The sequence below is a fragment of the Caballeronia mineralivorans PML1(12) genome, assembly GCF_001028175.1.
GTDB classification, from domain to species: Bacteria; Pseudomonadota; Gammaproteobacteria; order Burkholderiales; family Burkholderiaceae; genus Caballeronia; species Caballeronia mineralivorans.
In genome coordinates, this window is record NZ_AEJF01000058.1 from 1 (window position 1) to 26655 (window position 26655).

Below are 26655 nucleotides of genomic sequence, written 5' to 3' on the forward strand. Positions count from 1 at the left end.
GTCTCAGTCTCCTGACAGGGTTGACGCGTTACTTCGCCTGATTGAACAGGGCGTCGAGTTTCTCTTCGAACTCGTGATAACCGATGCTCGCGTACAGTTCCTCGCGCGTCTGCATGGTGTCGAGCACCTTGCTTTGCGTGCCATCGGTGCGGATAGCGCGATACACATTCTCCGCGGCCTTGTTCATCGCGCGAAACGCTGAAAGCGGATACAACACGATTGATACATCCACGCTGCGCAGTTCTTCAACCGTGAAGAGCGGCGTCGATCCGAACTCCGTGATGTTTGCCAAAACCGGTACATTTACAGCATCGACGAATTGTTTGTACATCTTAAGATCTGTCATGGCTTCGGGGAAAATCATGTCCGCGCCGGCTTCGACGCAAGCGCGCGCGCGCTCGATAGCCGCTTCCAGACCTTCCACCGCCAGCGCATCGGTACGCGCCATGACGACGAAATTCTCATCGGTACGCGCATCCACGGCCGCCTTCACGCGATCCGCCATTTCCTGCTGCGAGACGATCGCCTTTCCCGGCCGATGACCGCAGCGCTTGGCGCCCACCTGATCTTCGATATGCATCGCGCCCGCGCCCGCCTTGATCAGCGACTTCACCGTGCGAGCAATGTTGAAGGCGCTAGGACCGAAGCCGGTATCGACGTCGACCATCAGCGGCAGATCGCAGACATCGGTGATGCGGCGGACATCGGTGAGGACGTCGTCGAGTGTTGAAATGCCGAGGTCCGGCAAGCCGAGCGAGCCTGCCGACACGCCGCCGCCTGACAGATAAATTGCCTTGAAACCTGCATGTTTGGCGAGCAGCGCGTGGTTCGCATTGATCGCGCCGACGAGTTGCAAGGGTTTTTCAGCCGCGACCGCCGCGCGGAACTTCGCGCCGGCGCTAAGTGTTGCAATTGAACTCATAGATGTGTCTCCGTTGACCCCGCGATAGAGCGCAAGTTGTCTGCCAGATCCCCAAGCTTTTGATTTTTAAGAGATTGGCCGCTCTACGCCGCTCCGTAAAATTTCATAAATGAAATAATGGATTGCAAAAATGGCGTTAAAATTCGATATCGCACTCACAGTTCACCTACGTTCAAGCCATGAATCCACCTCCACGCATTTGGGCAGTCGGCATCAGCAAGTTGCGCGACCTGTATCGCGACATCGCGGCGGACTATGACGGCGTCGCCGATCTGCGCATCGTCACGCTGGGGTACGAGGACGCGGTGCAGGAGGTCGAGAATGCGGGCGATGCGCGTCCGGACGTGGTCGTATCGGCGGGATCGAACGGGAGTTATCTGAAGGCGCGGATCAGCGTGCCAGTTGTGCTCGTGAACCCCACTGGCTTCGACGTGATGCATGCGTTGGCGCGGGCGCGTCGCGAAGGCGATTCGGTTGGCCTCGTGATGCACGGCGAGACCCCGTCCGAGCTCAAACGTTTTTTCCGGGCATTCGACGTGGCCGTGGAATGCGCGTCGTATTTGTCGGCCGAAGACGCGGAGGCGTGTGTGCTCGATCTACGCGACCGGGGTGTGCAGGCTATTGTCGGGCCGGGACTCGTGACGGAGCTGGCCGAGAAGGCGGGCATGAAGTCGGTGTTTTTATACTCGCGCGCGTCTGTTCAAGGCGCGTTTGAAACCGCACTGGAAGTCGCGCGCGCCACGCTGGGGGAAACGCAGCGGCGCCGGCGGCTGGATCAGGTCCTGCAGCATCTGCGCGATGGCGTGATCGCGTTGAACGCCGATGGCCGCATCGAAGCGTTGAGCGGGAAGATGGCCGACATGTTGCGGCTCGCGCCGTCGCAAGCGGTGGGCAAGCGGCTGCGCGACCTTGCGCCCGAGGTGGCCGGCGCTGTGCCCAAGGAGCCGGGCGAGGCGCTGGAAACGGTTCGCGGGGCGAGTTATGTCGTGCATCGCAGTGCTTGGGGCGACACATCGGCGGGGGCTTCCGGGTCCATCATTACCTTCCAGGAGTCGGTAGCGTTGCAGCGCATGGACCGCTCCGTGCGCGCCCGGCAACGTGCGCCGCAACTTGTCGCGCGATATCGGATCGCGGATCTGACCGGGACGAGCGAAGCGATAGAACAAGTGCGCCAGCGAGCACGGCGTTATGCACGTTCCGACGCCACCGTGCTGATACGCGGCGAAAGCGGCACGGGCAAGGAACTGGTTGCGCAAGGCATCCATACCGAGAGCGCTCGGCGTGAGTTCGCGTTCGTCGCGCTGAACTGTGGTGCTTTCCCGGAGACCTTGCTGGAAAGCGAATTGTTCGGCTACGAGGAGGGCGCGTTTACCGGTGCGCGACGCGGAGGCAAAGCGGGGCTGATTGAATCCGCGCATCGCGGCACGCTCTTTCTCGATGAAATCGGCGAGATGCCGCTGCCCTTGCAAAGCCGTTTGCTGCGCGTGCTGCAGGAACGCGAAGTGGTGCGCCTGGGGTCTACGGAACCGTTGCAGGTCGACGTGCGGATCGTCGCGGCGACGCATCGCGGGTTGAGTGAGCGCGTGAGCGCGGGGCAGTTTCGCGCGGACCTTTATTATCGGCTGAACATCTTGAATCTTGCTTTGCCGCCGTTGCGCGAGCGGTTATCGGATATAGCCGGGCTTGCTGCGCACTTGCTGTGGCAGACGGGGCGTGTCGAGTCCGTCGATGCGGCGCATGTCGTGCTTGAACCGGCATTGCCGTTGTTGATGAAATATCGATGGCCGGGCAACGTCCGCGAATTGCAGAACGTGATTGAACGGGTTGCGGTGGAGTTGGACGAGATGCCGGCGGCGCGGGTTACGTCTGCGTTGTTGAAGTCGATTGCGCCCGAGCTTGAGGAAGATACCTCGGGCTCAGGTCAGGAAACGTTGAAGGAACGTAGCCGCAAACTTGAGGCCGACGAGATTCGCGCGATGCTCGATTCGTTCGGCGGTGACCGCGATAGGACGTCGAAGGCGCTTGGTATCAGCAAAACCACGCTATGGCGGAAGCTGGCTGCACGGTGAGAGGGCCGTGGCAGCTGCTAGCGCGAGCGCTAGGGCAATCTACCCACGCTCCTGCACACAAACCCACGGCGACACCACCACTGCCCACAACTCGGGATTGCGTGCCGCGAGATCGGTTGCGGTCTCGGGCGTCGTGCGCTCGAGCAATCCCGCCGACAGCCACTCGGTGACTTGCTTCGTATTGTCGCTGGCAACAGCTTCGGCCACGCTCACCAAATCGATATCGCGCGCCACTTTCAACAACACGCCGCGCGCGAAAAAACGCTGAAGTTCAGACCATTCGATCTGCGCGGTTTCGGCGAGAAGTTTGAGATACAGCGGACTAGGGGACTCAGCGTCTTTCATAGGGGAATAGCAGGCAGGTTCGAGCGTCCGACATCATAAACCATCACGCCGGACGCCCAGAGCTACCTCTCAAAGATCGAAGAAAACGGTTTCCTTCGGCCCTTGCAGATGAATATCGAAGCGATAAATCGTATTCGACGTGCCTGCTTCGCGTTTGGCGATCAGCGTGCCGCGCCGTTCCGCAGGAACCAGGGCAAGCACATCGTCACGTGCGTTGGCTTCGGTTTCATCGTCGAAATAGATGCGCGTGTAGGCGTGCAGCAGCATGCCGCGCATCAACACGATCACATCGATGTGCGGCGCCGAATCACCCCCTGTACTGCCCGGCTTGACCGTATCGACTATGTAGCGAAGTTCCGGGTCCGTACCCGTGCCCACACGCGCGAAGCCTCGAAAACCTGACTTGCGCGTCTCATCCAGCGTGCTCACATAATGGCCGGTGGAATCGGCTTGAACCATCTCGATCACGGCGTCGCCGATCACTTTTTCTTCACCATCGAACACCTGCCCCACGATGCTGATGTGCTGCCCCGCCGATTCCCGGTCCGCGATCGACGGCGTGAACAAGCTCTTCAGATCGAAGTTGTATTGCTCGGGGCACAGGCCATAAGCGAAGTACGGTCCGACCGTTTGCGACGGCGTTTGTTGATAGGTAGTCATGCTCAAGCCTCCGTCGGGGTCTGGTTCGCGCCGCGCAGCACGATGTCGAACTCATAACCGAGCGCATAACCTTCCTCGGTCGTATCGATGGAAAAGCGCGAGACCAGCCGATTACGCGCGTGTTCCGGCGTGCCCTGGAAGATCGGATCGAGGTCCAGCAGCGGGTCGCCGGGGAAATACATCTGCGTCACGAGACGCGAGCCGAAGTAGTCGCCGAACAGCGAGAAGTGAATGTGATTCGGACGCCACGCGTTCGAATGATTGCCCCACGGGTACGCGCCCGGCTTGATCGTGAGAAAGCGGTAACGGCCTTCGTTGTCGGTCACGCAACGGCCCGCGCCGAGAAAATTCGGGTCGAGCGGAGCCGCATGCTGATCGGCCTTGTGAACATAACGCCCGGCTGCGTTTGCTTGCCAGATCTCGACGAGCGTATTGCGCACCGGCCGGCCGCCTTCATCGAGCACACGGCCCGTCACGATAATGCGTTCGCCCAGCGGCTCGCCATTTTTCGCGGCGTTGCGCGTGAGGTCGTGGTCCAGCTTGCCGAGATCGTCGGCGCCATAAACGGGCACGCGCCGATCCTTGAGCTTCTCTTTCAACGGAATCAGCGGCAGCGACGGGCTGCGTAATACCGACGACTTGTAGCCCGGATGACAATAGGGCGGATGCGAATCCCAGTCGCGGGGCGTCAGGATGAGAGAGGGGGAATCCATTTTTTGTGTCTCCGACTTTTAAAATGTGAATCAACACTTTATCGAAGCGATGAAGTTATGGAAAATGACGTTTTATGCATTCAGACATAACTGATCGTCATGGATAACGACATTACGCCATCGGCTGCGCCCATCGCCAATTTGACCAGCGGCCGGATCAAATTCCGCCACCTGCAGTGCTTTCTCGCAGTTATGCAGTTCGGCAGCGTGCAGCGCGCCGCCGATAGCCTCTCGATCACGCAACCGGCGGTATCGAAGACGATTGGCGAGCTTGAATCCATCTTGGGCGTCAGGCTGTTCGAACGGGGCCGCCGGGGCGCCGCGCCGACGCGCGAGGGCCGATTATTTGCGCCGCACGCCGCGGCCTGTGTAGGGGCGTTGCGCGAAGGGGTGGATGAGTTGTCGCGGCATGGCGTCGACGTGCCCGGCACGGTCGCGCTGGGCGTCCTGCCAACGGTTGCGCCCGCGTTGCTTCCTCCCACGCTCGCCGCATTTCGGGCGCATTGGCCGGATGTATCGGTGCGGGTATGGACCGGTTCGAATTCGCAACTGCTCGAACGCCTGAAATCCGCCGATACCGATCTGGTCATCGGTCGTCTCTCCGAACCCGAAAGCATGGTGGGGATGACCTTCGAGCAGTTGTATCGCGAGCCGCTGACGGTCGTCGTGCGCCACGACCATGCGCTCGTGCATGAAAGCAATATCACGGCGTCGGTGCTCGCGCGCTTTCCCGTGGTGGTGCCGCCGTTCGGTACGCTGATCCGCCAGTCTGCGGAAAGCGTGTTGACGGCGTTCGGCGCGCAGGCACTGAGTTCGCTGATCGAAACGTTATCGGTATCTCTCGGGCGCGCTCTTGCACTGCACAACGACGCGGTGTGGTTTGTTCCATCGAGTGTGGTGGAACATGATATTGCGTTGAAGCTGCTGGCTCGCTTGCCGATGCCCTTCGCCGGCGCCGATGAACCCATCGGCCTGATCCTGCGGCACGACCGCGCCAAATCGCCCGCGCTGGATAGTCTTATCGATGCGATCCGTGAGGCGGGAAGGCAGCGAGAAGCGGTTCGTATCGGTATGAAATAGCCACATGCGAGCCGGATGCGCGCTTGCTTCAGGCACTTGTTACCGCAAATGCGGCATCGGCAAAACCCCATTAGCATACGTGCGATAAAAGCTATATAAGTGGCCCAAAGCGGTGACGCAACGCGGCGGCGCAAATACGCTCACGTTGACGATGCGTGAAAACCGTGAGGGCTGCAAACAACCGTACTGTAAGCAAGCGCAACAGAATTTGCCTGCAACCAAAGCTTGCTTTCTGATGTCTGACTCCGCGACTCTTCCATCACCGGGACGCCCATCAAAGCCGCCAGCAAGATGAAAACCGTATTGCTCGTCGACGACGACCCCGCCACCATCGAAGCCTGGACTCTGTGCATGCAGTCGCAGGACTGCAAGGTGCTGTCCGCGTTCGACGGCAACGGCGCGCTTGCGTTGTTGGGCGAGCACAGCGTGGATATCGTGGTGTCGGACTGGATGATGCCGGGCCTCGGCGGCGCGCTGTTATGCCAGACAATGAAGACCAACTCGGCCTTCGCGCACATCCCTTTCCTGATGATCTCGGGCCATCCGCATCCACCGGCTTTTGTTCACTACGATGGCTATCTACAGAAGCCCGTGGAGACTGAGGCGTTGTTGTCGGCGGTGGACCGGCTGTGCGCTGCGAAGCACCGCCGGCCTTTCTAAGCGCACGGAGCGGTTGCTTACGTCGCGCTCCTGCACATTGCGGTGCGAGGCTCAGGCGAGCCGCGCCAGTTCCTTTTCCATCCGGTCATGCGCAAGCCGGTTCAGCTCTTGCGGCACCACACAATCGGCGGGCAAGGGCGGCAGCACGATCACGCGTATGTGGCCGGGCTGATCGGGCCAGCCTTTCGCCGGCCAGTATTTTCCGGCGTTATGCACGACCGGCACTGCGGGGACTTGGGTGGAACACGCAAGCCGCACGCCGCCCGAGGCGAGCTTAAGCGGCGCATCGTGCGCAACCCGCGTGCCTTCCGGAAAGATCACCACCACGTCGCCCAGTGCGAGCTTTTCCGCGCATTCTCGCGTGACGGCCTGATGCGCCTGACGCGGCGAACCGCGATCCAGGCTTACCATATCGAGACCTTTCAGCACCCAGCCGAAGAACGGGATGCGCTTGAGATCGCTCTTGAACACGAAGCTGATGCGGCGCGGAAACAGCGCCATGAACGCGAGCGTTTCCCACGTCGATTCGTGCCGGCACAGCATGATGAAGGGCTCGTTCGGAAGGTTCTCCAGTCCCTCGACCGAACACGATACGCCGGTAATCACGCGCATCATCTTGAGCATCGCGCGGCACCATTGTTTGGCGAGCCAGTAGCGACCGCCGCGGCCGACGAACGGAAACAAAGGCAGAATCAGGATCGACCACACCGTGCCGCTGCCAAGCAGGTAGGTGGCGAACAGCCACTTGACGAAGGTTCGATGCATTAAAGAATGGGCGATGGTAAAAGTGTGGTCAAAGTGGTGCGGCGGGCTGCGAGGCGTCTTGCGGTACCGTGACCGGCCCGACGGTTCAGCCCGGCGCGCGAAACCCGAAGGATAGCCTGTGCGGCGGTCCATGTCCCGGTTCGTGTCCTTGGGTTCTTGTCCCGCACGCCCGGCCGATGACAGTCAGAGAGGCACAGGTCTCTCTTTAACGGAGTTCCAATGACGGACGAAGCAAACAGCGAAGTGAAGGTCGGGTTGACGAGCGAGGCATCGGCTAAATCAGCCGGCGAGACGGCCGTTGCATTCGAGGACGGCATGCTGGACGTCGGCGATGGCCACGCCGTCTACTGGCGCGCCCAAGGGCCGAAGGATGCCCCCGCGATGCTGATTGTCCACGGCGGCCCGGGCGGCGCGATGAATCTCAAGTGGGGGGACGTGCTGGACGCGTCGAAGTGGCGCATGGTCTTCTTCGATCAACGCGGCTGCGGCAAATCCACGCCGTTCGGCAAGCTCGAGCACAACGGCACGAACGATCTCATCGGCGATATGGAGAAGCTGCGGGTCGCGCTCGGGATCGAAAAATGGGCGCTGTTCGGCGGCTCATGGGGCACCACGCTTGCGCTCAGCTACGGCGTGACACATCCGGAGCGCTGCGTCGGCTTTCTGCTGCGCGGGATTTTCCTGGCCCGCAAGGAGGATATCGACTGGTTCTTGTGGGACGTGCAGCGTGTGTTTCCGGACGCGCACAGGGCGTTCCTGGATGCCATCGAGACAGCGAGCGGTAAGCGTCCGGGTAATGCCGCCGAGATCCTGGCGCTGACCGGCGAGCCGCTCGCCCGTTTCGACGACGCCGGCATCAAGCTCGCACGCGCGTGGTCTGGCTTCGAAGCGACGTTGTCGGTGGTGAATAAACCTGTGCCGAAGAAGGGCGATGAGCAAGCGCATAAGGACGAGTCGAAAGGCGAGGCTCCGGCCATAGCACCTCAAACCGATGCTGCCCAAGCCACCGCCACGCTACCCGAAGCGGCCCAAACCGATGCAACTCCGGCTGACCCGGCCACCCCCGAGGCAACCCGCGAGGCCAACGCTGCCGCGATTTCGATGTCGTTGCTGGAGCATCACTACATGGCGCACGAGTTGCCGCCGGAGCCGCTGTTGCCGCGTATCGGCAGGATCGCGCATCTGCCGTGCGTGCTTGTGCATGGCCGCTTCGACATGGTGTGTCCCGCCGATCAGGTGCTCGCTCTTGCCGATGTCTGGCCGGGTGCGCAGCTATCCATTGTCGATGCAGCGGGCCACTGGACTTTCGAACCCGGCAACGTGACCGCGTTGAAAGCCGGCGGCGAGTATCTGGCGCAAGCGCTCACGCCAGCGTCGACGTCAGGCTGAAGGCGGCAGCAGCCCGGCCGCCGGCGCGGCGAGGCGCTCCCAGTTGAGATCCGCGCCGAACACGAGCGGCTCGCTGCGATAGTTGATGAAGATGGAAAGCGTCACGCAAAGCCCGGCACCGGTCGCCGACAAATACGGCGCGCTCACCATCAGCCGCTGGGGTTGCGCGAGGGCATCGACGAAATACGGCCGGTTGTCCCAGCGTCCGATCGACAGTTTGCGCAGCGGCGCGAGATGGGAAGCGACCTCGATCTCGACCGCGCCGGCGCCCGCAATCATGGGAATACATTCACGACCGCCCTGATCGAGGAAAAAGCAGCTTACCGTACACGGCAGCGCCCGCAGATCCTCGCAGGCCTTTTCGGGCAACGCACCGGCCCACATTCGTTCGGCTGCCTCCGCGAAGAGCGTCCGGTACGGCATCAGCAGTAAATCGATGGCGAGCTGACTGGTCTTGCGCGTGTGGGCGAGGGTGTCGAAGACGGTTTCAATCTGCTGCGTTGCCTCGTCCTCGGGTGAATACCCGGGGCTCGGCTGGCCAAACAGGAAACCCTGCACGAAGTCCACGCCCGAGCGTGCCGCCAGCAGCAAGTCTTCCTCGGTCTCGACCCCTTCGGCAACCACCAGCATGCCGGCCTCGTGCAGCAAGCTCACCAGCTTCGGCATCACCGACTCGCGCAAGTCGGGCTGATGCGCATGGATGAGACTGCGATCCAGTTTCACGATGTCCGGCCGCAAGGTCAGCAACCGATCCAGATTCGAGTGCCCGGCGCCGAAGTCATCGACTGCCACCAGAAAGCCGTGCGACCGGAACGCCTGCGTGGCCTGAGCGAATGCGCAGACATCGCTGCCACCCGATTCGAGCAGCTCGATCACGATTTCTTCCGGCCGTATGCCCGATCCACGCGCAACGTCGGCGAGTTGCTGCGCATACCCGGGATCGATGAAACTTGCCGGCGTCACGTTCAGGAACAGCCAGGTCTGGCCGGGTAGCCATTTGGCGGCATTGTGCAGATGGGTGACATGACTCAGGCGGTCAAGCGTGCTGGTCGAGCTCTCCACAATCGCCTTGGCGAAGAGTTCGAACGGCGCCAGTAAATCTCCGGTCGACGGAACGCCGCGCAACAGCGCCTCGTAACCGACCTGGCGCTGGTGCGGCAAGCTGTAGATCGGCTGGAAGAGCGAGCAGAGCACGATGCCGTCGAACGCAGCCTGCGGCGGAGCTTTCCCGAGTGCGCGCCGCATCAGGAGGCCGGGCAGAGGAGAGCGGTGTTGCCCGGCGGCGTGGCTATTGCCGTTGGCGCAATACGCTGCGCGACGGACATCGAAAACGCGAGCAGGATGGACGTCATGAGCCATGCGGGCAGCGTTTTTCCTCTCGCCACGCAATGGAGGTGGACTTGCCCGGTCAGATCGGCTGGAAGATCGCGAGCCAAAAACAGTTCGAACATGATGTTGGTCTGCGCGTGAGTGGGACGAGGCTCGGCAACGCTTGAGGCCGGTCAACATATTATCGGAACAAAGCCCGACTGACTTGAATGCGGAGTCATCATGCCACGGCTCGGCCGAACGGCGGTTGCTTTGATGGGCGGGCGTTTGCGGCAGGCCAAAAATTTCAGGGCGGGGCGGCCGAACGGTAAATTCGGGACAGGAATGGTACGATCGCGCCTTGCAAGCCGGCGGGCGACGCCCGTCGAATAGTGAATCAAGATACGGAGGCGAACCGATGGCCCAACAGAAAACCAACCCGAAGCTGGAGCAGGCGCTGACGCGCGGCGATCTCGCGATCCGCCAGGCCAACTCCGGCCGCGCGACAGCCGTTCTGCGCGCGCTTGGCAAGATGATTGTGGAGGCTTCGGCGACCATCGGCGTGGAAGCGTTTGTCGTGATTCACGACGGCGACAAAATCTACGATCCCGCGGACGGCATGTGGCCGCAACAATTGCTGGTGTCGCTCGATGGCCCTGTGGAAGACGCGGACCCGGACGAATTGCGCACGGTCACCTTGATGGCCGACACGCCGGCAACCGTGTTTCGATGCGAATGGCAACGCGCCGACGGCAAGATCGGCCGCCAGGAAGGACGCCCGCTTGCCATGGTGGCGTTCATCACCGACGTGGACATTCCCTGGCTCGACGACGAAGACTGAGGAAAGGCCCGCGGCCTTATCCTGGACAATCCGGCGGATGCGCCCTGCATCCGCCCTCCTGATCTTCTTTATCCGGCGAAACTCGCCACTGACTCCTCGCTCAGCCGGAATTCTTTCCCGATTTCTCACGCGGTAACAGAATACGTAGCCGAATTGCGTCTGGTTTCCAAAGCGAAATTCCATACTGATATAAGGGCTTATTTGCATTGGCCCGCATTCGTCGGTTTAATAGTCGACGCTCTCGCGAGCGAGTCATTTTTTCTGCTGCCGGGCTAGTCGCTTCGCCTGCGCGCTAATTGTCCACGATATAAAGTCGCCGATAAAAAATCCGTTATATATGCATAAGCACAGTAATGGTGCAGTCCCGGAGACAGCGTAAGGAAAAGCATGACTCTGGAATATTGCTACCCCTTATTAATGGAAAAAGAAATCCCGTTTCACGCATTCGACATCTCCTTACTCGCCGGAAATTTTTCATGATACGAAATGCGGAGAGGTGATTCGGGTCGTCGGACACGAAAAGCACTGAAAATACAGAATTTTTTGACGTTTTTATAAAGATTTATTTGGTAGCGCGCACCCCATCAATTGCCTTTGGGCGAGACTAAATCTGTCGTGTGTGTCGTTTGCGTGAAGTCAAACGTTCCACGGCATCCTCCTTCTCGCCAAAAATGGGGTACACAAATGGAACAGCTTAATAAAGCAGGTCGAAGCAGTGTTTTTCACAGCCAGCATATTGAACATCGTGAACGTGCAGAGCGGCTGGAACTAACAGCGGTACAGGCACTAAAGAAGCCTGAGTCGATGCCGTTTACGATTCGCATCGTGTCGGCGGATCATGACCTTCAGAAAGCCATACAGATCCGGCGCATGGCCTATGGCCGCCATTTGCCGGCTTTTGCGCAGAAAATGGCAGTCGAAGGGTGCGATCGCGATCCCGGTACGGTGATTCTGCTGGCGGAATCGAAACTTGATGGCGCGCCGCTCGGCACCATGCGTATTCAAACCAACGAATATGCACCGCTCGCTGTGCAGGAATCGGTCGAATTGCCGAGCTGGTTAAGCACGGGGCGCCTTGCGGAAGCGACTCGCCTTGGCGTGGCCGGCGGGATGATCGGCCGCGTGGTAAAAATGATGCTGTTCAAATCGTTGTTTTTATATTGTGAGCAGCAGCAGATCGACTGGACGGTGATTACGGCGCGCGCGCCGCTGGATCGCGAATACGAAGCCATGCTGTTCGAGGACGTTTTCGGCGATCGGCAATTCATCCCAATGGCGCACGTCGGCAATCTGCCGCATCGGGTTCTGGCCGGCGAAGTGAGCGTCGCGCGTCAACGCTGGGAGGAAGCGAAGCACCCGTTATTTCAGTTCGTGTTTCAAACGCATCATCCTGATATCGATTTGCGGACCGCAGATTTATCTTTCGAGCGAGAAACGGTAGGATGCCCGGAAGCTCCGCAGGTTGCTTATGGCAGGTAATAAACAATAAACAATAACCCGGTCGTACGTTTGCGTGGGACAGAACGAGGCGATGGCGATCCATGACTGGCCGCCATCGCCCGTGCGGCATGGGTTCGTGCAACCAGGGGGAAACACCAGGTATGGCGTCGGTTGCTTTATTTTCGCGATCAAAGTACGGGCGCGCCGGTTCGTTCATGGATCGGCTCCTGTACACCTTCTCCGTCTTCGTCGTCCCGGCGCTGATTGCGGTGGGTACGGTCGCAACCCTGCTGTGGGCGCCGCACCAGTTCGAATCGAACGGGGCCGTTGTGCTGCCGCTGCGTGTCATTAAAGACCCCCGCAGCGCGCTTGATCCCGCCGGCGCCGTGAAGGCGCTTGAAGATCAGGCCGAGGTCGGCCGCTTCAGCACGCAACTGGCGGAAACGCCGGTCTGGTTTTTATTCAACGTTCCCAACATGAGTCTCGAGCAGTCCACCTATGTGGAACTGCCGTCGCGCCACGCGCAGACACTCGCTTGCTGGATAGCCTCGACGCTGCAGCCGCTGGGCGTAGCGAACCGCCAGAGCACCACCAACGAAATCAGTGCCGTCAAGGCGGGTTTTTCTGTTCATCTCGGACATCTCGCGCAACCGGTTCCAGTCTTGTGTCGCGGCACGTTCTCCGGTCCCGCGCAGATCAGCGCGCTCGGGTGGGACGGCCAAAGTCTGCGTACTTCCGCGCTAGATTTCCAGGAAAGCTCGGGCATGATCGGAGGCGGCCTGCTGACGCTTGCCGTATTCGTGTTCGTCACCGCGCTGATCAACCGCGAGTGGACGTACGTGATCTTCGCCGCATGGCTGGTCGGCAATCTGCGACTGTGCGCGAACGCGATGGGCTGGGACATGCAGTGGACCGGCCGCACAATCCCGGCTGACTTTCTGCAGCCGCTGCGTCAATTCACCTTCGCTGCCTACTATCTGCTGACGGGGGCGCTTTTTAGCCAGTTATTCCGTCGTGAACTGAAAGTGGTGGGATATCACTGGCTGCTTGGGCTTGGACAATATATCGGCATCGCCTTGCTTGTGTGCTCCGTTGCGCTGCCCTATTCGCGCTTCATTCCAGCGCTCTGGCTGCTAGGGGGGATCGGCATAGGCGTGTTGATCTTTTTGCTCGCCCGGATCGTCTGGCTCGCCCGCTCGCGTACCGTGCTCTGGTACGTCGGGTCGCTCGCGATCGTATTGTTCGCCACGTTCTCCGATGTGCTGGGCGCTGCATTCAGCATCAAGTCGCTCTCGGGCGGCGTGAGCACGGTGATGGCCGCGTTGTCGTCGAGCATGATGGCGGCCTTCGCGATCGCCGAGCAAATGCGCGCCGAGCGCGAGCATCGGCGGCAGGCGCAAACGGAACTGCGTAACACCTATGACGTCACGCCCATCGGTCTCTTTACGCTCGACAGTGCCGGTCACTTCGTGCGCGCGAATCCGGCGTTGCGATCCATGCTCTCGCTGCAGAAGACCGAGTACAAAGTGCGGCACTGGAACGACTACTTCGAATCAGGCGCGTGGGGCGCGTTGCAGGCGCTGGCATCGAAGGGAAGTGAAGGTGAACTGGAAATGGGTGGCGCGGTAGCGCGCGGCAACGGCGAGCGGCGCTTCCTGCTGAAGGCTACGCGTTCGAACAGCTGGATCGAAGGCTCGCTGCAGGACGTGACAGAGCGCTCGAAGGCGATCGAACGATTGCGTTTCCTGGCCGAACACGACCCGCTCACGGGGTCGCTCAACCGGCGCGGCGTGGAAAAGGCCATCGCTGCACAGAGCGAGGAAGGGGCGGCCTGGGCGCTTGCTTATGTGGATCTGGACCGCTTCAAGCTCGTCAATGATTTGTTCGGCCATCGCGCGGGCGATGAAGTCCTGAAGCAGGTCGCCACGCGCACGCGGGCGTTGTTTTCGGCCGGCTTTCCGTTCGGGCGGATAGGCGGCGATGAGTTCGTCTGCGTGATGAGCGGCATGTCGATAGACGAAGCCATCGACTGCTGTCATCACCTGATCAGCGCGCTGAGCGACACGCCTTATCAGGTCGGCAACCGTGCGTTCCAGGTCAAGGCGTCGGTCGGACTGGTGGAGTGCTCGCACGGCGTGCGTGTGCAGGATGCGCTTTCGCATGCGGACCGCGCGTGCCGCGAGGCCAAGAAAAGTTCGAACACGCGGATGGTGACGTATCGCAAGGGAGCGGCCGCGTTCGAGGAGCGTGCAGAAGAATTGAAGCTAGTTGAAACGCTGGGACGCAATCGATTGCCTCCCGGTCTTTTCCTCGTGATGCAGCCGATCATGTCGCTGACTGCGCCTACCGAGTCGCTCAATTTCGAGGTGCTGCTGCGCATGCGCGCGCCCGATGGCGCAACGCTGCCGGCCGGCAAGGTGATCGTGGCGGCGGAGGAGTCGGGCAATATCGCCGCCATCGATAAATGGGTGATTGCCACGTTGCTCGAATGGGTCGAGAAGCATCAGGCGTCACTCACGAATACCCGATTCATTTGCGTCAATCTCAGTGGCGGTTCGCTGAATGACGAACAGTTCATGGAAGACGTCTTTGCGTTGTTCGCTCGCTTTCGGCATATCGTGCCGTATCTTTGTCTCGAGATTACCGAGAGCGTCGCGTTGCATGATCTCGGCAATACGCAGCGCTTTATCGCACGGGTTCATGAGATGGGCGGCAAGATCGCACTCGACGATTTCGGCGCCGGGTACACGTCGTTTAAATATCTCAAGGATCTTTCCGCCGATGCACTCAAGATCGACGGCGAGTTTATTCGGACGATGTGCGCTCATCCGGCTGATATAGCCATTGTCGAGGCTATTGTCGCGCTGGCTCGCAATCTTGGAATGCGCAGCGTAGCCGAGTGGGTCGAAGATGTGGATACGCTACGCGCGCTGAAGGAAATAGGCGTGGATTACGTACAGGGCTATCTTATTGCCAAGCCCCAGGAAAGCGGTGCGATTCTTGCCGCTACGTCGGCGGCCAGTTTTGTGAAGGATCCAGCAGTGGTGCAGTTTATCGACAGTATTGTCGGGCAGGATAAGACACTGGCGTTTACTTACGATGTTCCGGCTAAAGCTGGTTTGCATTGAAAGTGGACGGGGTTTTCGTTCGCACTCGGAGTGGGTTTAGGGCTGTCGGTGCTCGTGGGGCTGGGTTAATGCCGGGTTGGTGCTTTCAGCGTTAGTGGTCTGCGTGAGTTAGCTGTATTTTTTATCGCTATTAGCCACTGTGCGTGGCGGCCCGTCGTTTCTGTCCAGGGAAAGCGACAAAGAAACGAAGCAAAGAAAGCGCTTTCAAACAATCGGCAAGTTAGTGTCCCTAGCGTGCAGGCTAGAAGTTTCTGGCACCTGATAGCACGGTGCTCGCCAGACTGAAGGATGTTTGAAGCCCGACCTCTCCGAACACAGATACCCACACGCTTCGCCACCAGTGATTGAACCTGCCACAGGTTCACCCCGCGCTATCCGCGTACAACCCCCTCAAGAAATAACCTCGCAGTCCACGTGGCCAACCCACCACGAAATGGGGCAACCAGCACACGTGAGGCCGTCATGGTCTGGGGGGCATGGTGCTAGCCCGAGAGCGTTGGGGGCGAAGCGTGTTCGTGTCAGGATTCGCGAGAAGGAGGGGTTCAAACATCGGTGAGTCTTGCGAGCCCCGTGCTATCAGGTGCCAGAAACTTCTAGCCTGCACGCTAGGGACACTAACTTGCCGATGGTTGGAACGCGTTTCTTTGCTTCGTTTCTTTGCGCGTTTGCAAAAATGAAGTGCCGCCAAGCACAGTGGCTAACAGTGATAAAGAATCCGCTAACTCACGCAGACCACTAGCAGACCACTAACGCCGAAAGCACCAACCCGGCATTAACCCAGCCCCACGAGCACCGACAGACCCAAACCTACCCTGAGTGCGAACGAAAATCCCGTTCAGGTCGTTTTCATCTCGTTCAGGATCTTTGTCGCGGCAATCGGAATGCGCGTGTCATCCCATTGCGCGAGCCATTGCACTTCCTTTGTCGTGAAAAAGCCGGGCTGGTTACGTAACGCAAACTGCAGCGAATCCACAATGTGGTCGCGGATGATCTGGGGCGAATCTTCGTCGGTGACGATCGCGTGAAGGGCTTCGAGTGCGCTCATGGTGCGGGAGACCAGGATGGTAGGTTGGTAAGAATGCTGGTAAACCATAACCCGATAAAAAACCGGAAAACAATTCAATTCAGCACTTTTTTAGCCCCAACTCAGTCAGTCAGTGTTTTTACGTAGACGCAACGCAACAATCTCCGTATGCATTGCCCCCATTGACCAAAGTTCGCGATCTGATCGTTCTTATGTTGCACTGCATCGTTTGGGTTTCGCTTCATTTTCTTGACTTGTCTCCGCGGCACTGCTGTACTAAATAAAGTCAATTGATTTAGTCGGCGAACGCGTCCGGCGTGTTTCTTTTCGAAGCCGCGGGCGGATAAAAACCTATGGAGCGAGACATGAAAAATCTTCGGCGTGCTGTCGCACGTGCGTCCTTCCTCGGACTTGCAGTTGCGTCGCTGGCCAGCTCGGGCGCGGCACTGGCTGCTGACCAGATTGCTATCGGCCTGATCACCAAGACCGATACCAACCCGTTCTTCGTCAAGATGAAACAGGGCGCCGAAGAAGCCGCCGCGAAAGGCGGCGTGAAACTCATCACGGCAGCCGGCAAGTTCGACGGCGACAACGCAACCCAGGTGACCGCGGTCGAAAACATGATGACAGCTGGCGTGAAAGCCATCCTCATCACGCCAAGCGACACCAAGGCCATTGTTCCGACGCTCAAGAAAGCGCGTGCGGCAGGCGTTCTCGTGATCGCCCTCGACACCCCGACAGAACCGCAAGACGCCACCGACGCGCTCTTCGCCACCGACAACTTCAAGGCCGGCGTACTGATCGGCGAATACGCAAAAGCCGCGTTCGCCGGCAAACCCGCGAAGATCGCCACGCTTGACCTCGCGCCCGGCGTGTCCGTCGGTGTCCTGCGGCATAACGGCTTCCTGCAGGGCTTCGGCGTGAAAGAGGGCGACCCGTCCGTGGTGTGCAGCCAGGACACCCGCGGCGATCAGTCGAAGGGCCAGACAGCGATGGAAAACTGCCTGCAGAAGGCGCCGGGCATCAACCTCGTTTATACGATCAACGAACCCGCGGCGGCCGGCGCGTATCGCGCGCTCAAAGCGGCTGGCAAGGACAAGGACGTGATGATCGTGTCCATCGACGGCGGCTGTGAAGGCGTGCGCAACGTGAAAGCCGGCAGCTTCGCCGCCACCTCGCAGCAGTACCCGTTGCTGATGGCACAGCAAGGCGTGCAGGCGGGCATCGAATACGCGAAGACGGGCAAGAAGGCGACCGGCTATCACGACACCGGCGTCACGCTCATCACCGACAAACCCGTGCCCGGTGTTGCCGCCAAGGACACGAAGTTCGGGCTGGACAACTGCTGGGGCAATAAGTAAGCCGTCGCGCCGCGTTTTAACGTACAGCCCGGGCCTATAGCGTCAAGACGTTTCAGGCCCGAGCTCCGCGTGCGGCGCATTTTTTCGATGTTGCTGTCGAGGTCCAGAGTCATGACGCAATCCACCTCTCCCACGGCCGGCCGAGCGGCGTTCTCCGACCGCCTGCCGTCGCTTGCCGATATCGGTCCGCTTGCGGCACTCGTCATCGCGTGCGCTTTCTTCATCTGGCAAAGTGACCGGTTTTTATCGATACAAAATCTCTCTCTGATCCTTCAGCAGACCATGGTCGTGGCGGTGATAGCGATCGGCCAGACACTGATCGTGCTGACCGGCGGCATCGATTTGTCGTGCGGCATGGTGATGGCATTCGGTTCCATCGTGATGACGAAGTTCGCCGTCACGATGGGCGTGCCGCCCGTGATCGCGATCATGTGTGGGGTAGCGGCGAGCACATTGTTTGGATTACTGAACGGTACACTCATCACGAAGATCAAATTGCCGGCGTTCATCGTGACGTTGGGGACGCTGAACATAGCGTTCGCGCTCACGCAGGTGTACTCGAACGCCGAGAGCGTCTCGAACCTGCCGGACGCCATGATGTTCTTCGGCAACACGTTCCATCTCGGCGGGGCGGAGGTCACGTACGGCACCGTGCTGACCCTGTTGATGTATCTCGCGGTGTGGTTCGTGTTGCGCGATACGGTGCCCGGCCGCCATCTCTACGCACTCGGCAACAACGCGGAAGCCGCGCGGCTGATGGGACTTTCGTCGCAGAAAATCCTGATCACCGTGTACACGCTCGCGGGCTTTTTCTACGGCATCGCGGCGCTGTTGTCGGTGGCGCGAACCGGCGTCGGCGATCCGCAGGCGGGCCAGACCGAGAACCTCGACAGCATCACGGCCGTGGTACTCGGCGGCACGAGTCTCTTCGGGGGACGCGGCACGATTGTCGGTACCTTGCTGGGCGCGTTGATTGTCGGCGTGTTCCGCAATGGACTGACGCTGATCGGAGTGTCGTCGGTTTATCAGATTCTGATAACAGGCATTCTGGTGATTCTCGCGGTCGCCGCCGATAAACTCGCGCGTCCCCGCGCCTGAGGAGCCAAGCTCATGAACGACACACTCAAACCCGTTCTGGAAGCACGCGGCGTCATCAAGCGCTACGGCTCCGTGACCGCACTCGACGGCGTCGATTTCGAACTGTTGCCCGGCGAGATCATGGCGGTGATCGGCGATAACGGAGCAGGCAAATCGTCGTTGATCAAGGCGCTGTCCGGCGCGCTCGTGCCCGACGAAGGCGAGATCCTGCTGGACGGAAAACCCGTGCATTTTCGCAGTCCGCTCGATGCGCGTTCGCAAGGCATTGAAACGGTCTATCAGGACCTTGCGGTCGCGCCGGCAATGAGCATTGCGGAGAATCTTTTCCTTGGGCGCGAGTTGCGGCGTCCCGGCATTCTCGGCTCTGTGTTCATGATGATCGACAAGCGGCGCATGTTGCAGGAAGCCATCGCGCATATGGAGGGTTTGCAGATCGGCATCCGCTCGATGAAGCAGGCAGTCGAGACGCTTTCCGGCGGTCAGCGCCAGGGCGTGGCGGTGGCGCGCAGCGCGGCGTTTGCGCGGCATGTGGTGATCCTCGATGAACCGACCGCTGCGCTCGGCGTGAAGGAATCGAACATGGTGCTGGAGTTGATCCGGCGGGTGCGCGATCGCGGGCTGCCCGTGATTCTCATCAGCCACAACATGCCACACGTGTTCGAGATCGCGGACCGTATTCATATCCAGCGGCTCGGCCGGCGCGCGGCGCTCGTCAATACGAAAGACATCCACATGTCCGAGGCGGTGGCGATCATGACCGGTGCGAAGCAAGCCGACGTACAGGCCATTGCCTGATAGACGATGAGCCCTTCGATGCCCGCAAGTACGGCAACGCCGAAGTCGGTGGGCATGCGGCAGATGAACGAGCGCATCGTGCTTCAGGCGGTGCGTGTCCACGGCCCATGCCCCAAGTCCGATATCGCGCGCCTGACGCATCTGAGCACGCAGACGGCTTCGCTGATCGTGGATCGCCTGATAGATGACGGGCTGCTCGCTCGGGAAGCACGAACGCGTGTGCAGGGACGCATGGGCCAGCCGTCGGTGCCGATCTCATTGCGCGCGGATGGGGCGTTTTCCATCGGTGTGAAGATGGGGCGCCGGAGTCTCGACGTGCTGACCATGGATTTCGCGGGGCACGTGCACGCGCGTGAAGTGCTCGAGTACGCGTATCCCGATCCGCGCACGGTGTTCTCTTTGCTCAGCAGGAAACTCGACCACATGATGGCCACGCTCGGCGATGACGCCGCCAAAATCGTCGGGATTGGCGTTGCCGCACCGTTGTGGCTTGGCGGCTGGCGCAATTTCTTCGATACCCCGCCTGAGGTATTCGCCGCGTGGAACGAGATCGATATCCGCGCGCGGGTCCAGGCGCTGACCGCGTTGCCGGTGGAGTTCGCGAAGGACACGACCGCTGCGTGTGCCGCCGAATTGCTGATGGGGCAAGGGCGCGGATTGCGGGACTTTCTTTACGTGTTTATCGGGACGTTCATTGGCGGCGGGCTGGTCATCGATGGACGGCTGCATGCCGGCCCCAAGGGAAACGCCGGCGCGGTCGGCTCGTTTCCCCTGATGAGCGAAGGCACGCCGCAATTGCTTAACGTGGCGTCCGTCTATGTGCTGGAAAAGCGCTTCACCGACGCCGGTTTTCCAGCCGCTGCTGCTCACGATCAGCGCGCGCTGTCGGCGCAATTGTGGCCCTTGTGCGAGGCCTGGCTCGATGCCGCTTGTCCGGCCTTGGCCGCGGCGATTGCGACGGCGGCGGCGCTGGTCGATCTCGACGGGATCGTGATTGATGGGGAACTGGATCGGCAGTTGTTGCGGGAAGTATTAAGTCGTACCGATACCGCGCTCGACGCCTTCGACTGGCAGGGGATGTTGCGCCCTCGACTGGTCGAAGGAGAGATTGGCGCCGATGCCCGGGCAATGGGCGGCGCAATCTTGCCGTTGTATGCGCACTTTGCGCCCCGGCATGTATTGTTCCTGAAGTCGGGTTTAAGCGCGTGATATCGGACTCGCGGTTCTTGCTGGCCCGGCCCTCGATCGAACGAAAAACAAAAGGCTGTCCCAACGAAAGTTGGAACAGCCTTTTTAGTTTCACCAAAATCCTCACTCGCGCGGTTCGAGCCTCACAGGTTTCAAGCCCGGCGGCGTACGACCAGCCCCCAGATGAATAGCAGGACGATAGCGCCGACCACCGAGGCAATCCACCCCGCTACCTGCCCCTCGTGATACCAGCCCAGCGCGCGGCCGACATAACCTGCGACGAGCGAGCCGGCAATGCCCAGCACGATCGTCATGATCCAGCCCATGCTGTCGTCGCCCGGTTTAATTGCCCGCGCAATCAAGCCGATGATGCCGCCGACGATAATGGTGCCGATTAGTGAAAGCATGATGATTCCTCCGTAGTGTTGGCGAGTGGCCCGGGATATCCGGGCGCGCGCCGGCACACATTCGCGCACAAGATTCCTGCGACAAAAAGGCAGGTGGCGCGCAACGTGCCCGTCGAGTAGACCGATTAGCCCGCGTGTGGGCATTTTCGACGATGCCGGGGCTTCTTGCAGGTTAAAATTCGTCGCTTATGCACGGTGCAACACTGACGTGCTCCCAACCTGTTTCAAGCAACGCGAACCACCTATTCCCCATGACCGATTCAGATCCCGCTCTCCACGCCGACGCAGACACCACGCTCCACGAAGACCGCCTCTGGCGCGACGACGGCTGGACTGCGCGGGTGATCAAGAACGAGGACGACGACGGCTGGGCGGTCGAGATGATCAAGGACGGCGAAGCCGAACCGGCGCTCACCGGCCCGTGGACCATGGGCCGCGACAAGAAGAACCCCAAGCCGCTCGATCCGAACGCGTTCCGTACACTGGTCAAGACGGCGTCCGAAGTATTGCGCCGTCACGAGCAACAGCGCCACGCGATGCTTCACAAGGATTTTACGGTTCGCGCAGATGGCGAAGATGTGACAGTGACGCTGGATATAGTGCCCGACGAGGACGATCCCTACGCGGACCTGAGGGCGCTCGACTCGTTCGGTGCGCTGCTTGCCCAGGTGCGGGTATCGGCGGGATTCAAGCTCACCAAGACCAGCGCGCAGGCCTGGGTGGACAACGACTTCCGCAAGCCCGACTGATACTGAGCGCGCTCAATAAACCGCCGGTACACCTTCCGGCCGGTGTTTAAAGCGGCGATGCACCCAGTAGTATTGTTCCGGAAAACGCACCACTTGCGATTCGAGAAACTCGTTCATGCGGCGTGCATCGGTTTCGTCGCTTTCTGAGGGAAAGTCGGCGAGCGGCTCGAAGATTGTCATCTTGTAGCCCTTGTAGTCCGGCAGCACTTCTGTGACGAACGGGACCACGCGCGCGTGCCCAAGGCGCGCCAACCGCGACACGGACGTGAGCGTACAGGCCGGCACGCCGAAGAACGGCACGAATACCGAGTTTTCGATGCCGTGATCCATGTCGGCGGCCAGCATGACGGAGCCGCCGTTGCGCAGCAGCTTGAGAATGCGGCGTGCGCTGTCGGCGCGCATCACCATGTCGGCGCCGAAACGGCCGCGCTGTTCGACGGCGAGCGTGTTGAGCCGTTTGCTGGACATCGGCGTATAGAGCGCCGTGATAGGCAGCTTCATGGAGTACAGCATGCAGCCCACTTCAATGGCAACGAAGTGGAAGCCCATGAAAATGGTGGGCGGTGCGTTTTCATCGTCGAGGTCAATGCGGCTTTCCAGCTGCACCAGTTTTTCGATGGCACTAGCCGAACCAAACCACTGCACGCCGCGCTCCACGTAACTGCGCACGACGTGGCGGAAATGCGAACGTCCGAGTAATTCGTATTCGGCGGCGGTCTTGCCGGGAAAGCACAATTGCAGATTGACCTGCACAATATGCTTTCGACGGCTCGGAATGAGATAAAGCAGCGCGCCCAGTCCGCTACCGAACCGCGCGACGAGGCCGTAGGGCAGGTGAGCGAGTGCGCGGAGCAGTGCTACGACCAGCGCGAAACCGATGTTGTTCAAACTTGCCCCTTGAAACGGGCGGCGAAATACATATGACGAGCGCCGGGTGAATATGAACTTCGACGATTGGCTGGAGCCGGATGTCGAAGAGGAGTAACGGCGAAGCAAGCGCAGCGGGAATCACCGGGAAAGGAGGCGAAAAAGGAGCCGGACGGGCAGCCAATGGGCGCGTTCCGGCTAGCTTCCGGCACCGCCTGACCCCTTGCCGCCGCCGGGAATTCACGGGCGCGCGGAAGGAATGCGTCGAAAGTCCCGTCATGATCGCACACACGGTGCGCGACATACAGTTTCTGACACTTTGTGCATATGCACTTTTGCTTACCGAGCGTAACGGACGTAATGGGTGTAATGGGCGGGCGTAATAGGATGAGGCTGGGGGTATAAGCGCAACGAGCGCGTCCCGTCGCCCGGAACTGGAGACAAGCTGATGCACTTTTTATTGATCTACGAATTGAGCGCCGATTACCTGGACCGCCGTACGGCGTTCCGCGACCGTCATTTAACGCTCGCGTGGCAATCGGCGGAACGCGGCGAGTTGTTGCTGGGCGGGGCGCTGGAGGCGCCCGCCGACCGGGCGATGCTGCTGTTCGATGCGGATTCGCCCGAGGTGCTGGAGGCGTTCGCGCGGGCCGATCCGTATGTGACCGAGGGGTTGGTCACGCGCTGGGAGGTGCGCAAGTGGAATACGGTGGCGGGCGAGGGGGCGGCGCAGCCGGTCAGGCCGGCGTCGTGACTAGCTTGCGGTTTCCTCGTGCGCGTCCTCGTCGCGGGCCGCACGAGTCACACGCACCGGCGCTGCGGCCTTGATCGGAGCAGAAGCCGGGCGGCGTGCCGTGCGGAACAGGCGCGTGAGCGTGTCGTCCATTTCCTGCGTGCGCTCGAACAATTCCGCCAGCCAGTCCACGAACGCACTCACACGTGGCGCCGCTTGCCGGCTCTTGACGAACGCCACCGAGACATTCATCGGCATCGACTTCCATTGCGGCAGCACTTCGCGCAATTGCCCGGAACGCAGATACGGCAACGCGGCAATGCGCGGCGGCTGAATCAGCCCGAGCCCTTGCAGTCCGCAGGCGAGATACGCGTGTTCGTCGGTGACTTGTACAAACCCCGCCATTTTCACGGTCACTGCTTCGCCATCGACTTCGAAGTCGAAATCACATGGCCGGCCGGTACGGTCCGACACGCAATTCACGGCGAAGTGTTGCGAGAGCTCGTCGAGCGTTTTCGGCGTGCCGTGCGCTTCCAGATACGCCGGCGTTGCACATGTCACGTGCTCGAAGCTGCCGAGCCGCCGTGCGATCAGCCCGGAATCGGGCAATTCGCCGAGTTGCACGCTGCAATCCACCCCTTCGCCGACGAGATCGACGGCACGGTTGCTGATGCCGATCGACAACTCGATATGCGGATAACGGGCATGGAAATCCGGCAGCGCGGGCACGACCAGCGCGGTCGCGACGGTATCGGGCAGCTCGATGCGCAGACGGCCGCGCAGACGCTCGTCGCGGCCGTGAAAGCCGGCTTCGAGGTCGTCGATGTCCGCGAGAATCCTCACGCAGCGTTCGTAACACTCGGCCCCTTCGGCCGTGAGATTGAGACGCCGCGTGGTGCGTGCGAGCAGTTGCACGCCGAGCAGTGCCTCGAGTTGTTGAATGGTCGTCGAGACGCTTGCACGCGGCATGCCGAGGGATTCGGCGGCGCGCGAGAAACTGTTGGTATCGACGACACGGATGAAAACACGCATGGCATGAACGCGATCGGTCACGGGAGTTTTCCTGTAGAAGCGATGAATGCGTTGACCGGCGAGCACCTTCGGGTGATGCAGAAGGAATGCCGGCAAGGTTCACACTTTAAGGATCAGAAAGCTTCGCGTGAATACATAAAAATCGCGGATTCTTGCCTGCTTCTCCAGCTAGACCGTGGGCAACTCGCCGCGTAAGCGTCCGCTTTGCGCACTGCCAATGCTGCTTACGGTGCCAATCCGTCCACTCACGAGTCCGCTCATGTCAGCACCGGACGGCGCTTGATACAGCCGCAGTCCCATCTCCGGCAGGATCGACAGCAGGTGATCGAATACGTCGCCCTGAATGCGTTCGTATTGTGTCCATGCGGTGACGGCGGTGAAACAATAGACCTCGACGGGAATGCCTTCCGACTGTGGTTCCATCATGCGCACCATCATCGACATGTCCTGCCTGATCTCCGGATGCCGCTGCAGATATGCGAGCCCATACGCGCGGAAGGTGCCGATATTCGTCAGCCGCCGCCGGTTGGCCGGCTCGCTTGCGAGCTCGCCGAGGTTTTTGTTCGCCTGGTCGACTTCGAGTTGCTTCTCTTCCAGATAATCGTGCAGCAAGCGGAACTGCTTGAGGCGCGCGGTTTCTTCATCGGTGAGAAAACGCACGCACGTTGCATCTATTCGCAACGTCCGCTTGATACGCCGCCCGCCCGATTCAAACATCTGCCGATAATTTCGATAACTCTCCGAAAAGAGCTTATACGTGGGCACGGTGGTCACCGTGTTGTCCCAGTTTTGCACCTTCACGGTATGCAGCGCGATGTCTTTCACGAAACCATCGGCGTTGGATTGCGGCATCTCGATCCAGTCGCCTATGCGCAGCATATCGTTTGACGTGAGCTGCGTGCTCGCCACCAGCGACAGCAACGTGTCCTTGAACACGAGCAGCAGCACCGCGGACAACGCGCCGAGGCCCGACAGCATCCAGAGCGGCGAGCGGTCGATCACGATCGACAACACCAGCACGCCGCATATCAACGCGAGCGCGAGCTTGCCGATCTGAATGTAGCCCTTGATGGAGCGTGTCTGCGCCTCCATGCTTGCCGCGTACACGTCTTGCCATGCGCTGAGCGCGCCGCCCATGGCGAAGAAGACGCAGACCCATGCGCCGGCGTGCGCGAGCCGCTCGATCACCTGCGCCACGTGACCAATATGCGGCACATCGCCGATACCGATCGCCACCGCCGCGAACGGCACCGCATACCAAAGCTGGTGATACGCGCGATGCCGGGCGAGCGCCTTGTCCCACGTTTCACGTTCGGTCAGCACGAGCAGCCGGTGCGCGAAATACAGCACGATGCGCGCGACCACCCACTGCGCGAACAGTGCGGCCAGCACGAGCGTCAGCATGCCGAGCGCGAACTGCGCCCAGTGATGGGTGGGGTAGTGCTGCTGCAGCGCGTCTGTGACGGTGTCTACGAGGTCGTCTAGATTCATGCGGACAATGTGAGGCATAAGAGGGCGAACGCGGGGCGAACGAGATGCGACCCGTATTGTGCATGAATGGCGGAGCGGCGCTTTCTGCATCGACGACTGCGTGCGCTCCATTATCATTACGCCCTTGTGCACCCTTCGCGAGTATTGCGCTCGCTTGTCCCTGATTTCTCCCTGATCTTTTCCCTTCGCTCATGTATCTGTCGATTCTGGCTGTCGGTATTGGCGGCGCGCTCGGTTCCCTGTTTCGATGGGCGCTCGGCCTGCGCCTGAACGCGTTGTTCCCCAATCTCCCGCTAGGGACGCTTGCGGCGAACGTCATAGCGGGTTATGTGATCGGCGTGGCGGTGGCGTGGTTCGCGCGCTTCCCTGGTGTATCGATGGAATGGCGGCTGTTCGTCATTACCGGCTTGATGGGCGGCCTGTCCACCTTCTCGACGTTCTCGGCCGAAGTCGTTGCGCATCTGCAGCAAGGGCGCTATGGCTGGGCCGCGGGCGAAATCGCGATTCACGTGGCCGCGTCGGTCGCGATGACCATCCTGGGCATAGCGACGGTCTCGCTGACGCGCTGATTCAGCGATGCTTCGAGGCGC

At 60.5% G+C, this 26655-nt stretch carries 26 protein-coding genes; 14 read left to right on the top strand and 12 right to left on the bottom strand.

The window, feature by feature from the left end:
• Positions 1-28 precede the first annotated feature (28 nt).
• Positions 29-913, bottom strand: coding sequence for a methylisocitrate lyase (prpB, locus tag EOS_RS06990; protein ID WP_047845940.1), 885 nt, complete (start codon positions 911-913; stop codon positions 29-31).
• Between the two features lie 188 nt (positions 914-1101).
• Here prpB and prpR point away from each other — a divergent pair, with 188 nt between their 5' ends.
• Positions 1102-2991 carry a propionate catabolism operon regulatory protein PrpR gene (prpR, locus tag EOS_RS06995; RefSeq protein WP_047845884.1) on the top strand — a complete coding sequence of 630 codons (1890 nt, stop codon included), beginning with the start codon at positions 1102-1104 and terminating at the stop codon, positions 2989-2991.
• A 39-nt stretch (positions 2992-3030) separates the two neighbouring features.
• Here prpR and EOS_RS07000 read toward each other — a convergent pair whose 3' ends face one another.
• The 3 genes from EOS_RS07000 to pcaH form a co-directional block, all read right to left on the bottom strand.
• Positions 3031-3336: a DUF2288 domain-containing protein gene (locus EOS_RS07000; protein ID WP_047845885.1), complete on the bottom strand. Its 306-nt coding sequence runs from the start codon at positions 3334-3336 to the stop codon at positions 3031-3033.
• 69 nt (positions 3337-3405) lie between these two features.
• Positions 3406-3996 (bottom strand): protocatechuate 3,4-dioxygenase subunit alpha, encoded by a 591-nt coding sequence (pcaG, locus tag EOS_RS07005; protein WP_047845886.1) that lies wholly within the window; start codon positions 3994-3996, stop codon positions 3406-3408.
• Positions 3997-3998: 2 nt separating this feature from the next.
• Positions 3999-4709, bottom strand: coding sequence for a protocatechuate 3,4-dioxygenase subunit beta (gene pcaH / locus EOS_RS07010; RefSeq protein WP_047845887.1), 711 nt, complete (start codon positions 4707-4709; stop codon positions 3999-4001).
• 99 nt (positions 4710-4808) lie between these two features.
• Here pcaH and pcaQ point away from each other — a divergent pair, with 99 nt between their 5' ends.
• On the top strand, positions 4809-5789 hold the full coding sequence (gene pcaQ, locus EOS_RS07015) for a pca operon transcription factor PcaQ (protein WP_047845888.1): 981 nt from the start codon (positions 4809-4811) through the stop codon (positions 5787-5789).
• Between the two features lie 291 nt (positions 5790-6080).
• The gene (locus tag EOS_RS07020) at positions 6081-6449 is read left to right on the top strand and encodes a response regulator (protein ID WP_047845889.1); all 369 of its coding nucleotides are present in this window, start codon (positions 6081-6083) and stop codon (positions 6447-6449) included.
• A gap of 51 nt (positions 6450-6500) precedes the next feature.
• Here the strand turns inward: EOS_RS07020 and EOS_RS07025 are convergent, their stop codons facing one another.
• A complete protein-coding gene (locus tag EOS_RS07025; protein WP_047845941.1) occupies positions 6501-7214 on the bottom strand; it encodes a lysophospholipid acyltransferase family protein in 714 nt (237 codons plus the stop codon).
• A 219-nt stretch (positions 7215-7433) separates the two neighbouring features.
• Here EOS_RS07025 and EOS_RS43960 point away from each other — a divergent pair, with 219 nt between their 5' ends.
• A complete protein-coding gene (locus EOS_RS43960) occupies positions 7434-8603 on the top strand; it encodes an alpha/beta fold hydrolase (protein WP_235442727.1) in 1170 nt (389 codons plus the stop codon).
• Here EOS_RS43960 and EOS_RS07035 read toward each other — a convergent pair.
• Complete coding sequence (locus EOS_RS07035) at positions 8595-9848, bottom strand: EAL domain-containing protein (RefSeq protein ID WP_047845943.1); 1254 nt, start codon at positions 9846-9848, stop codon at positions 8595-8597. The genes EOS_RS43960 and EOS_RS07035 overlap by 9 nt on opposite strands.
• A complete protein-coding gene (locus EOS_RS46125) occupies positions 9848-10054 on the bottom strand; it encodes a hypothetical protein (RefSeq protein WP_152693091.1) in 207 nt (68 codons plus the stop codon). Before EOS_RS46125 ends, EOS_RS07035 begins: the two co-directional genes overlap by 1 nt.
• A gap of 275 nt (positions 10055-10329) precedes the next feature.
• Here EOS_RS46125 and EOS_RS07040 point away from each other — a divergent pair, with 275 nt between their 5' ends.
• The 3 genes from EOS_RS07040 to EOS_RS07050 all read left to right on the top strand — a co-directional run bounded on the left by EOS_RS07040 (position 10330) and on the right by EOS_RS07050 (position 15320).
• Complete coding sequence (locus EOS_RS07040) at positions 10330-10752, top strand: hypothetical protein (RefSeq protein ID WP_031357205.1); 423 nt, start codon at positions 10330-10332, stop codon at positions 10750-10752.
• 630 nt (positions 10753-11382) lie between these two features.
• Positions 11383-12231, top strand: a complete 849-nt coding sequence (locus EOS_RS07045; protein ID WP_326972906.1) for an N-acyl amino acid synthase FeeM domain-containing protein — start codon at positions 11383-11385, stop codon at positions 12229-12231.
• 122 nt (positions 12232-12353) lie between these two features.
• On the top strand, positions 12354-15320 hold the full coding sequence (locus EOS_RS07050; protein WP_047845891.1) for an EAL domain-containing protein: 2967 nt from the start codon (positions 12354-12356) through the stop codon (positions 15318-15320).
• Between the two features lie 835 nt (positions 15321-16155).
• Here EOS_RS07050 and EOS_RS07055 read toward each other — a convergent pair.
• Positions 16156-16365: a hypothetical protein gene (locus EOS_RS07055; RefSeq protein WP_047845944.1), complete on the bottom strand. Its 210-nt coding sequence runs from the start codon at positions 16363-16365 to the stop codon at positions 16156-16158.
• A gap of 344 nt (positions 16366-16709) precedes the next feature.
• On the opposite strand from EOS_RS07055, the gene EOS_RS07060 reads away from it, so the two are divergent.
• From EOS_RS07060 to EOS_RS07075, 4 genes are all read left to right on the top strand, one after another.
• Positions 16710-17705, top strand: coding sequence for a sugar ABC transporter substrate-binding protein (locus EOS_RS07060; RefSeq protein ID WP_047845892.1), 996 nt, complete (start codon positions 16710-16712; stop codon positions 17703-17705).
• Positions 17706-17816: 111 nt separating this feature from the next.
• Positions 17817-18803: an ABC transporter permease gene (locus tag EOS_RS07065; RefSeq protein WP_047845893.1), complete on the top strand. Its 987-nt coding sequence runs from the start codon at positions 17817-17819 to the stop codon at positions 18801-18803.
• Between the two features lie 12 nt (positions 18804-18815).
• The gene (locus EOS_RS07070; protein ID WP_047845894.1) at positions 18816-19598 is read left to right on the top strand and encodes an ATP-binding cassette domain-containing protein; all 783 of its coding nucleotides are present in this window, start codon (positions 18816-18818) and stop codon (positions 19596-19598) included.
• 18 nt (positions 19599-19616) lie between these two features.
• Positions 19617-20807 (top strand): ROK family transcriptional regulator, encoded by a 1191-nt coding sequence (locus EOS_RS07075; protein ID WP_235442729.1) that lies wholly within the window; start codon positions 19617-19619, stop codon positions 20805-20807.
• Between the two features lie 131 nt (positions 20808-20938).
• On the opposite strand, the gene EOS_RS07080 is transcribed toward EOS_RS07075, so the two are convergent.
• A complete protein-coding gene (locus tag EOS_RS07080) occupies positions 20939-21193 on the bottom strand; it encodes a GlsB/YeaQ/YmgE family stress response membrane protein (RefSeq protein WP_047845896.1) in 255 nt (84 codons plus the stop codon).
• A 251-nt stretch (positions 21194-21444) separates the two neighbouring features.
• Between EOS_RS07080 and EOS_RS07085 the strand changes: the two genes are divergently transcribed.
• A complete protein-coding gene (locus tag EOS_RS07085; protein WP_047845897.1) occupies positions 21445-21942 on the top strand; it encodes a hypothetical protein in 498 nt (165 codons plus the stop codon).
• Between the two features lie 12 nt (positions 21943-21954).
• On the opposite strand, the gene EOS_RS07090 is transcribed toward EOS_RS07085, so the two are convergent.
• Positions 21955-22830 carry a lipid A biosynthesis lauroyl acyltransferase gene (locus EOS_RS07090; protein ID WP_047845898.1) on the bottom strand — a complete coding sequence of 292 codons (876 nt, stop codon included), beginning with the start codon at positions 22828-22830 and terminating at the stop codon, positions 21955-21957.
• 427 nt (positions 22831-23257) lie between these two features.
• On the opposite strand from EOS_RS07090, the gene EOS_RS07095 reads away from it, so the two are divergent.
• The gene (locus tag EOS_RS07095) at positions 23258-23563 is read left to right on the top strand and encodes a YciI-like protein (RefSeq protein ID WP_047845899.1); all 306 of its coding nucleotides are present in this window, start codon (positions 23258-23260) and stop codon (positions 23561-23563) included.
• On the opposite strand, the gene EOS_RS07100 is transcribed toward EOS_RS07095, so the two are convergent.
• Positions 23564-24595, bottom strand: a complete 1032-nt coding sequence (locus EOS_RS07100) for a LysR family transcriptional regulator (RefSeq protein WP_082163249.1) — start codon at positions 24593-24595, stop codon at positions 23564-23566.
• A 147-nt stretch (positions 24596-24742) separates the two neighbouring features.
• On the bottom strand, positions 24743-26065 hold the full coding sequence (locus EOS_RS07110) for a mechanosensitive ion channel family protein (RefSeq protein ID WP_047845946.1): 1323 nt from the start codon (positions 26063-26065) through the stop codon (positions 24743-24745).
• Between the two features lie 191 nt (positions 26066-26256).
• Here EOS_RS07110 and crcB point away from each other — a divergent pair, with 191 nt between their 5' ends.
• A complete protein-coding gene (gene crcB, locus EOS_RS07115) occupies positions 26257-26634 on the top strand; it encodes a fluoride efflux transporter CrcB (protein ID WP_047845901.1) in 378 nt (125 codons plus the stop codon).
• Positions 26635-26655: the final 21 nt, after the last annotated feature.

Bases quoted from the DNA above. Each gene is read 5' to 3' on its own strand.
- prpR (WP_047845884.1), top strand. From the start codon at position 1,102: ATGAATCCACCTCCACGCATTTGGGCAGTCGGCATCAGCAAGTTGCGC.
- EOS_RS07000 (WP_047845885.1), bottom strand. From the start codon at position 3,336: ATGAAAGACGCTGAGTCCCCTAGTCCGCTGTATCTCAAACTTCTCGCC.
- pcaG (WP_047845886.1), bottom strand. From the start codon at position 3,996: ATGACTACCTATCAACAAACGCCGTCGCAAACGGTCGGACCGTACTTC.
- pcaH (WP_047845887.1), bottom strand. From the start codon at position 4,709: ATGGATTCCCCCTCTCTCATCCTGACGCCCCGCGACTGGGATTCGCAT.
- pcaQ (WP_047845888.1), top strand. From the start codon at position 4,809: ATGGATAACGACATTACGCCATCGGCTGCGCCCATCGCCAATTTGACC.
- EOS_RS07020 (WP_047845889.1), top strand. From the start codon at position 6,081: ATGAAAACCGTATTGCTCGTCGACGACGACCCCGCCACCATCGAAGCC.
- EOS_RS07025 (WP_047845941.1), bottom strand. From the start codon at position 7,214: ATGCATCGAACCTTCGTCAAGTGGCTGTTCGCCACCTACCTGCTTGGC.
- EOS_RS43960 (WP_235442727.1), top strand. From the start codon at position 7,434: ATGACGGACGAAGCAAACAGCGAAGTGAAGGTCGGGTTGACGAGCGAG.
- EOS_RS07035 (WP_047845943.1), bottom strand. From the start codon at position 9,848: ATGCGGCGCGCACTCGGGAAAGCTCCGCCGCAGGCTGCGTTCGACGGC.
- EOS_RS46125 (WP_152693091.1), bottom strand. From the start codon at position 10,054: ATGTTCGAACTGTTTTTGGCTCGCGATCTTCCAGCCGATCTGACCGGG.
- EOS_RS07040 (WP_031357205.1), top strand. From the start codon at position 10,330: ATGGCCCAACAGAAAACCAACCCGAAGCTGGAGCAGGCGCTGACGCGC.
- EOS_RS07050 (WP_047845891.1), top strand. From the start codon at position 12,354: ATGGCGTCGGTTGCTTTATTTTCGCGATCAAAGTACGGGCGCGCCGGT.
- EOS_RS07055 (WP_047845944.1), bottom strand. From the start codon at position 16,365: ATGAGCGCACTCGAAGCCCTTCACGCGATCGTCACCGACGAAGATTCG.
- EOS_RS07060 (WP_047845892.1), top strand. From the start codon at position 16,710: ATGAAAAATCTTCGGCGTGCTGTCGCACGTGCGTCCTTCCTCGGACTT.
- EOS_RS07065 (WP_047845893.1), top strand. From the start codon at position 17,817: ATGACGCAATCCACCTCTCCCACGGCCGGCCGAGCGGCGTTCTCCGAC.
- EOS_RS07070 (WP_047845894.1), top strand. From the start codon at position 18,816: ATGAACGACACACTCAAACCCGTTCTGGAAGCACGCGGCGTCATCAAG.
- EOS_RS07075 (WP_235442729.1), top strand. From the start codon at position 19,617: ATGCCCGCAAGTACGGCAACGCCGAAGTCGGTGGGCATGCGGCAGATG.
- EOS_RS07080 (WP_047845896.1), bottom strand. From the start codon at position 21,193: ATGCTTTCACTAATCGGCACCATTATCGTCGGCGGCATCATCGGCTTG.
- EOS_RS07085 (WP_047845897.1), top strand. From the start codon at position 21,445: ATGACCGATTCAGATCCCGCTCTCCACGCCGACGCAGACACCACGCTC.
- EOS_RS07095 (WP_047845899.1), top strand. From the start codon at position 23,258: ATGCACTTTTTATTGATCTACGAATTGAGCGCCGATTACCTGGACCGC.
- EOS_RS07110 (WP_047845946.1), bottom strand. From the start codon at position 26,065: ATGAATCTAGACGACCTCGTAGACACCGTCACAGACGCGCTGCAGCAG.
- crcB (WP_047845901.1), top strand. From the start codon at position 26,257: ATGTATCTGTCGATTCTGGCTGTCGGTATTGGCGGCGCGCTCGGTTCC.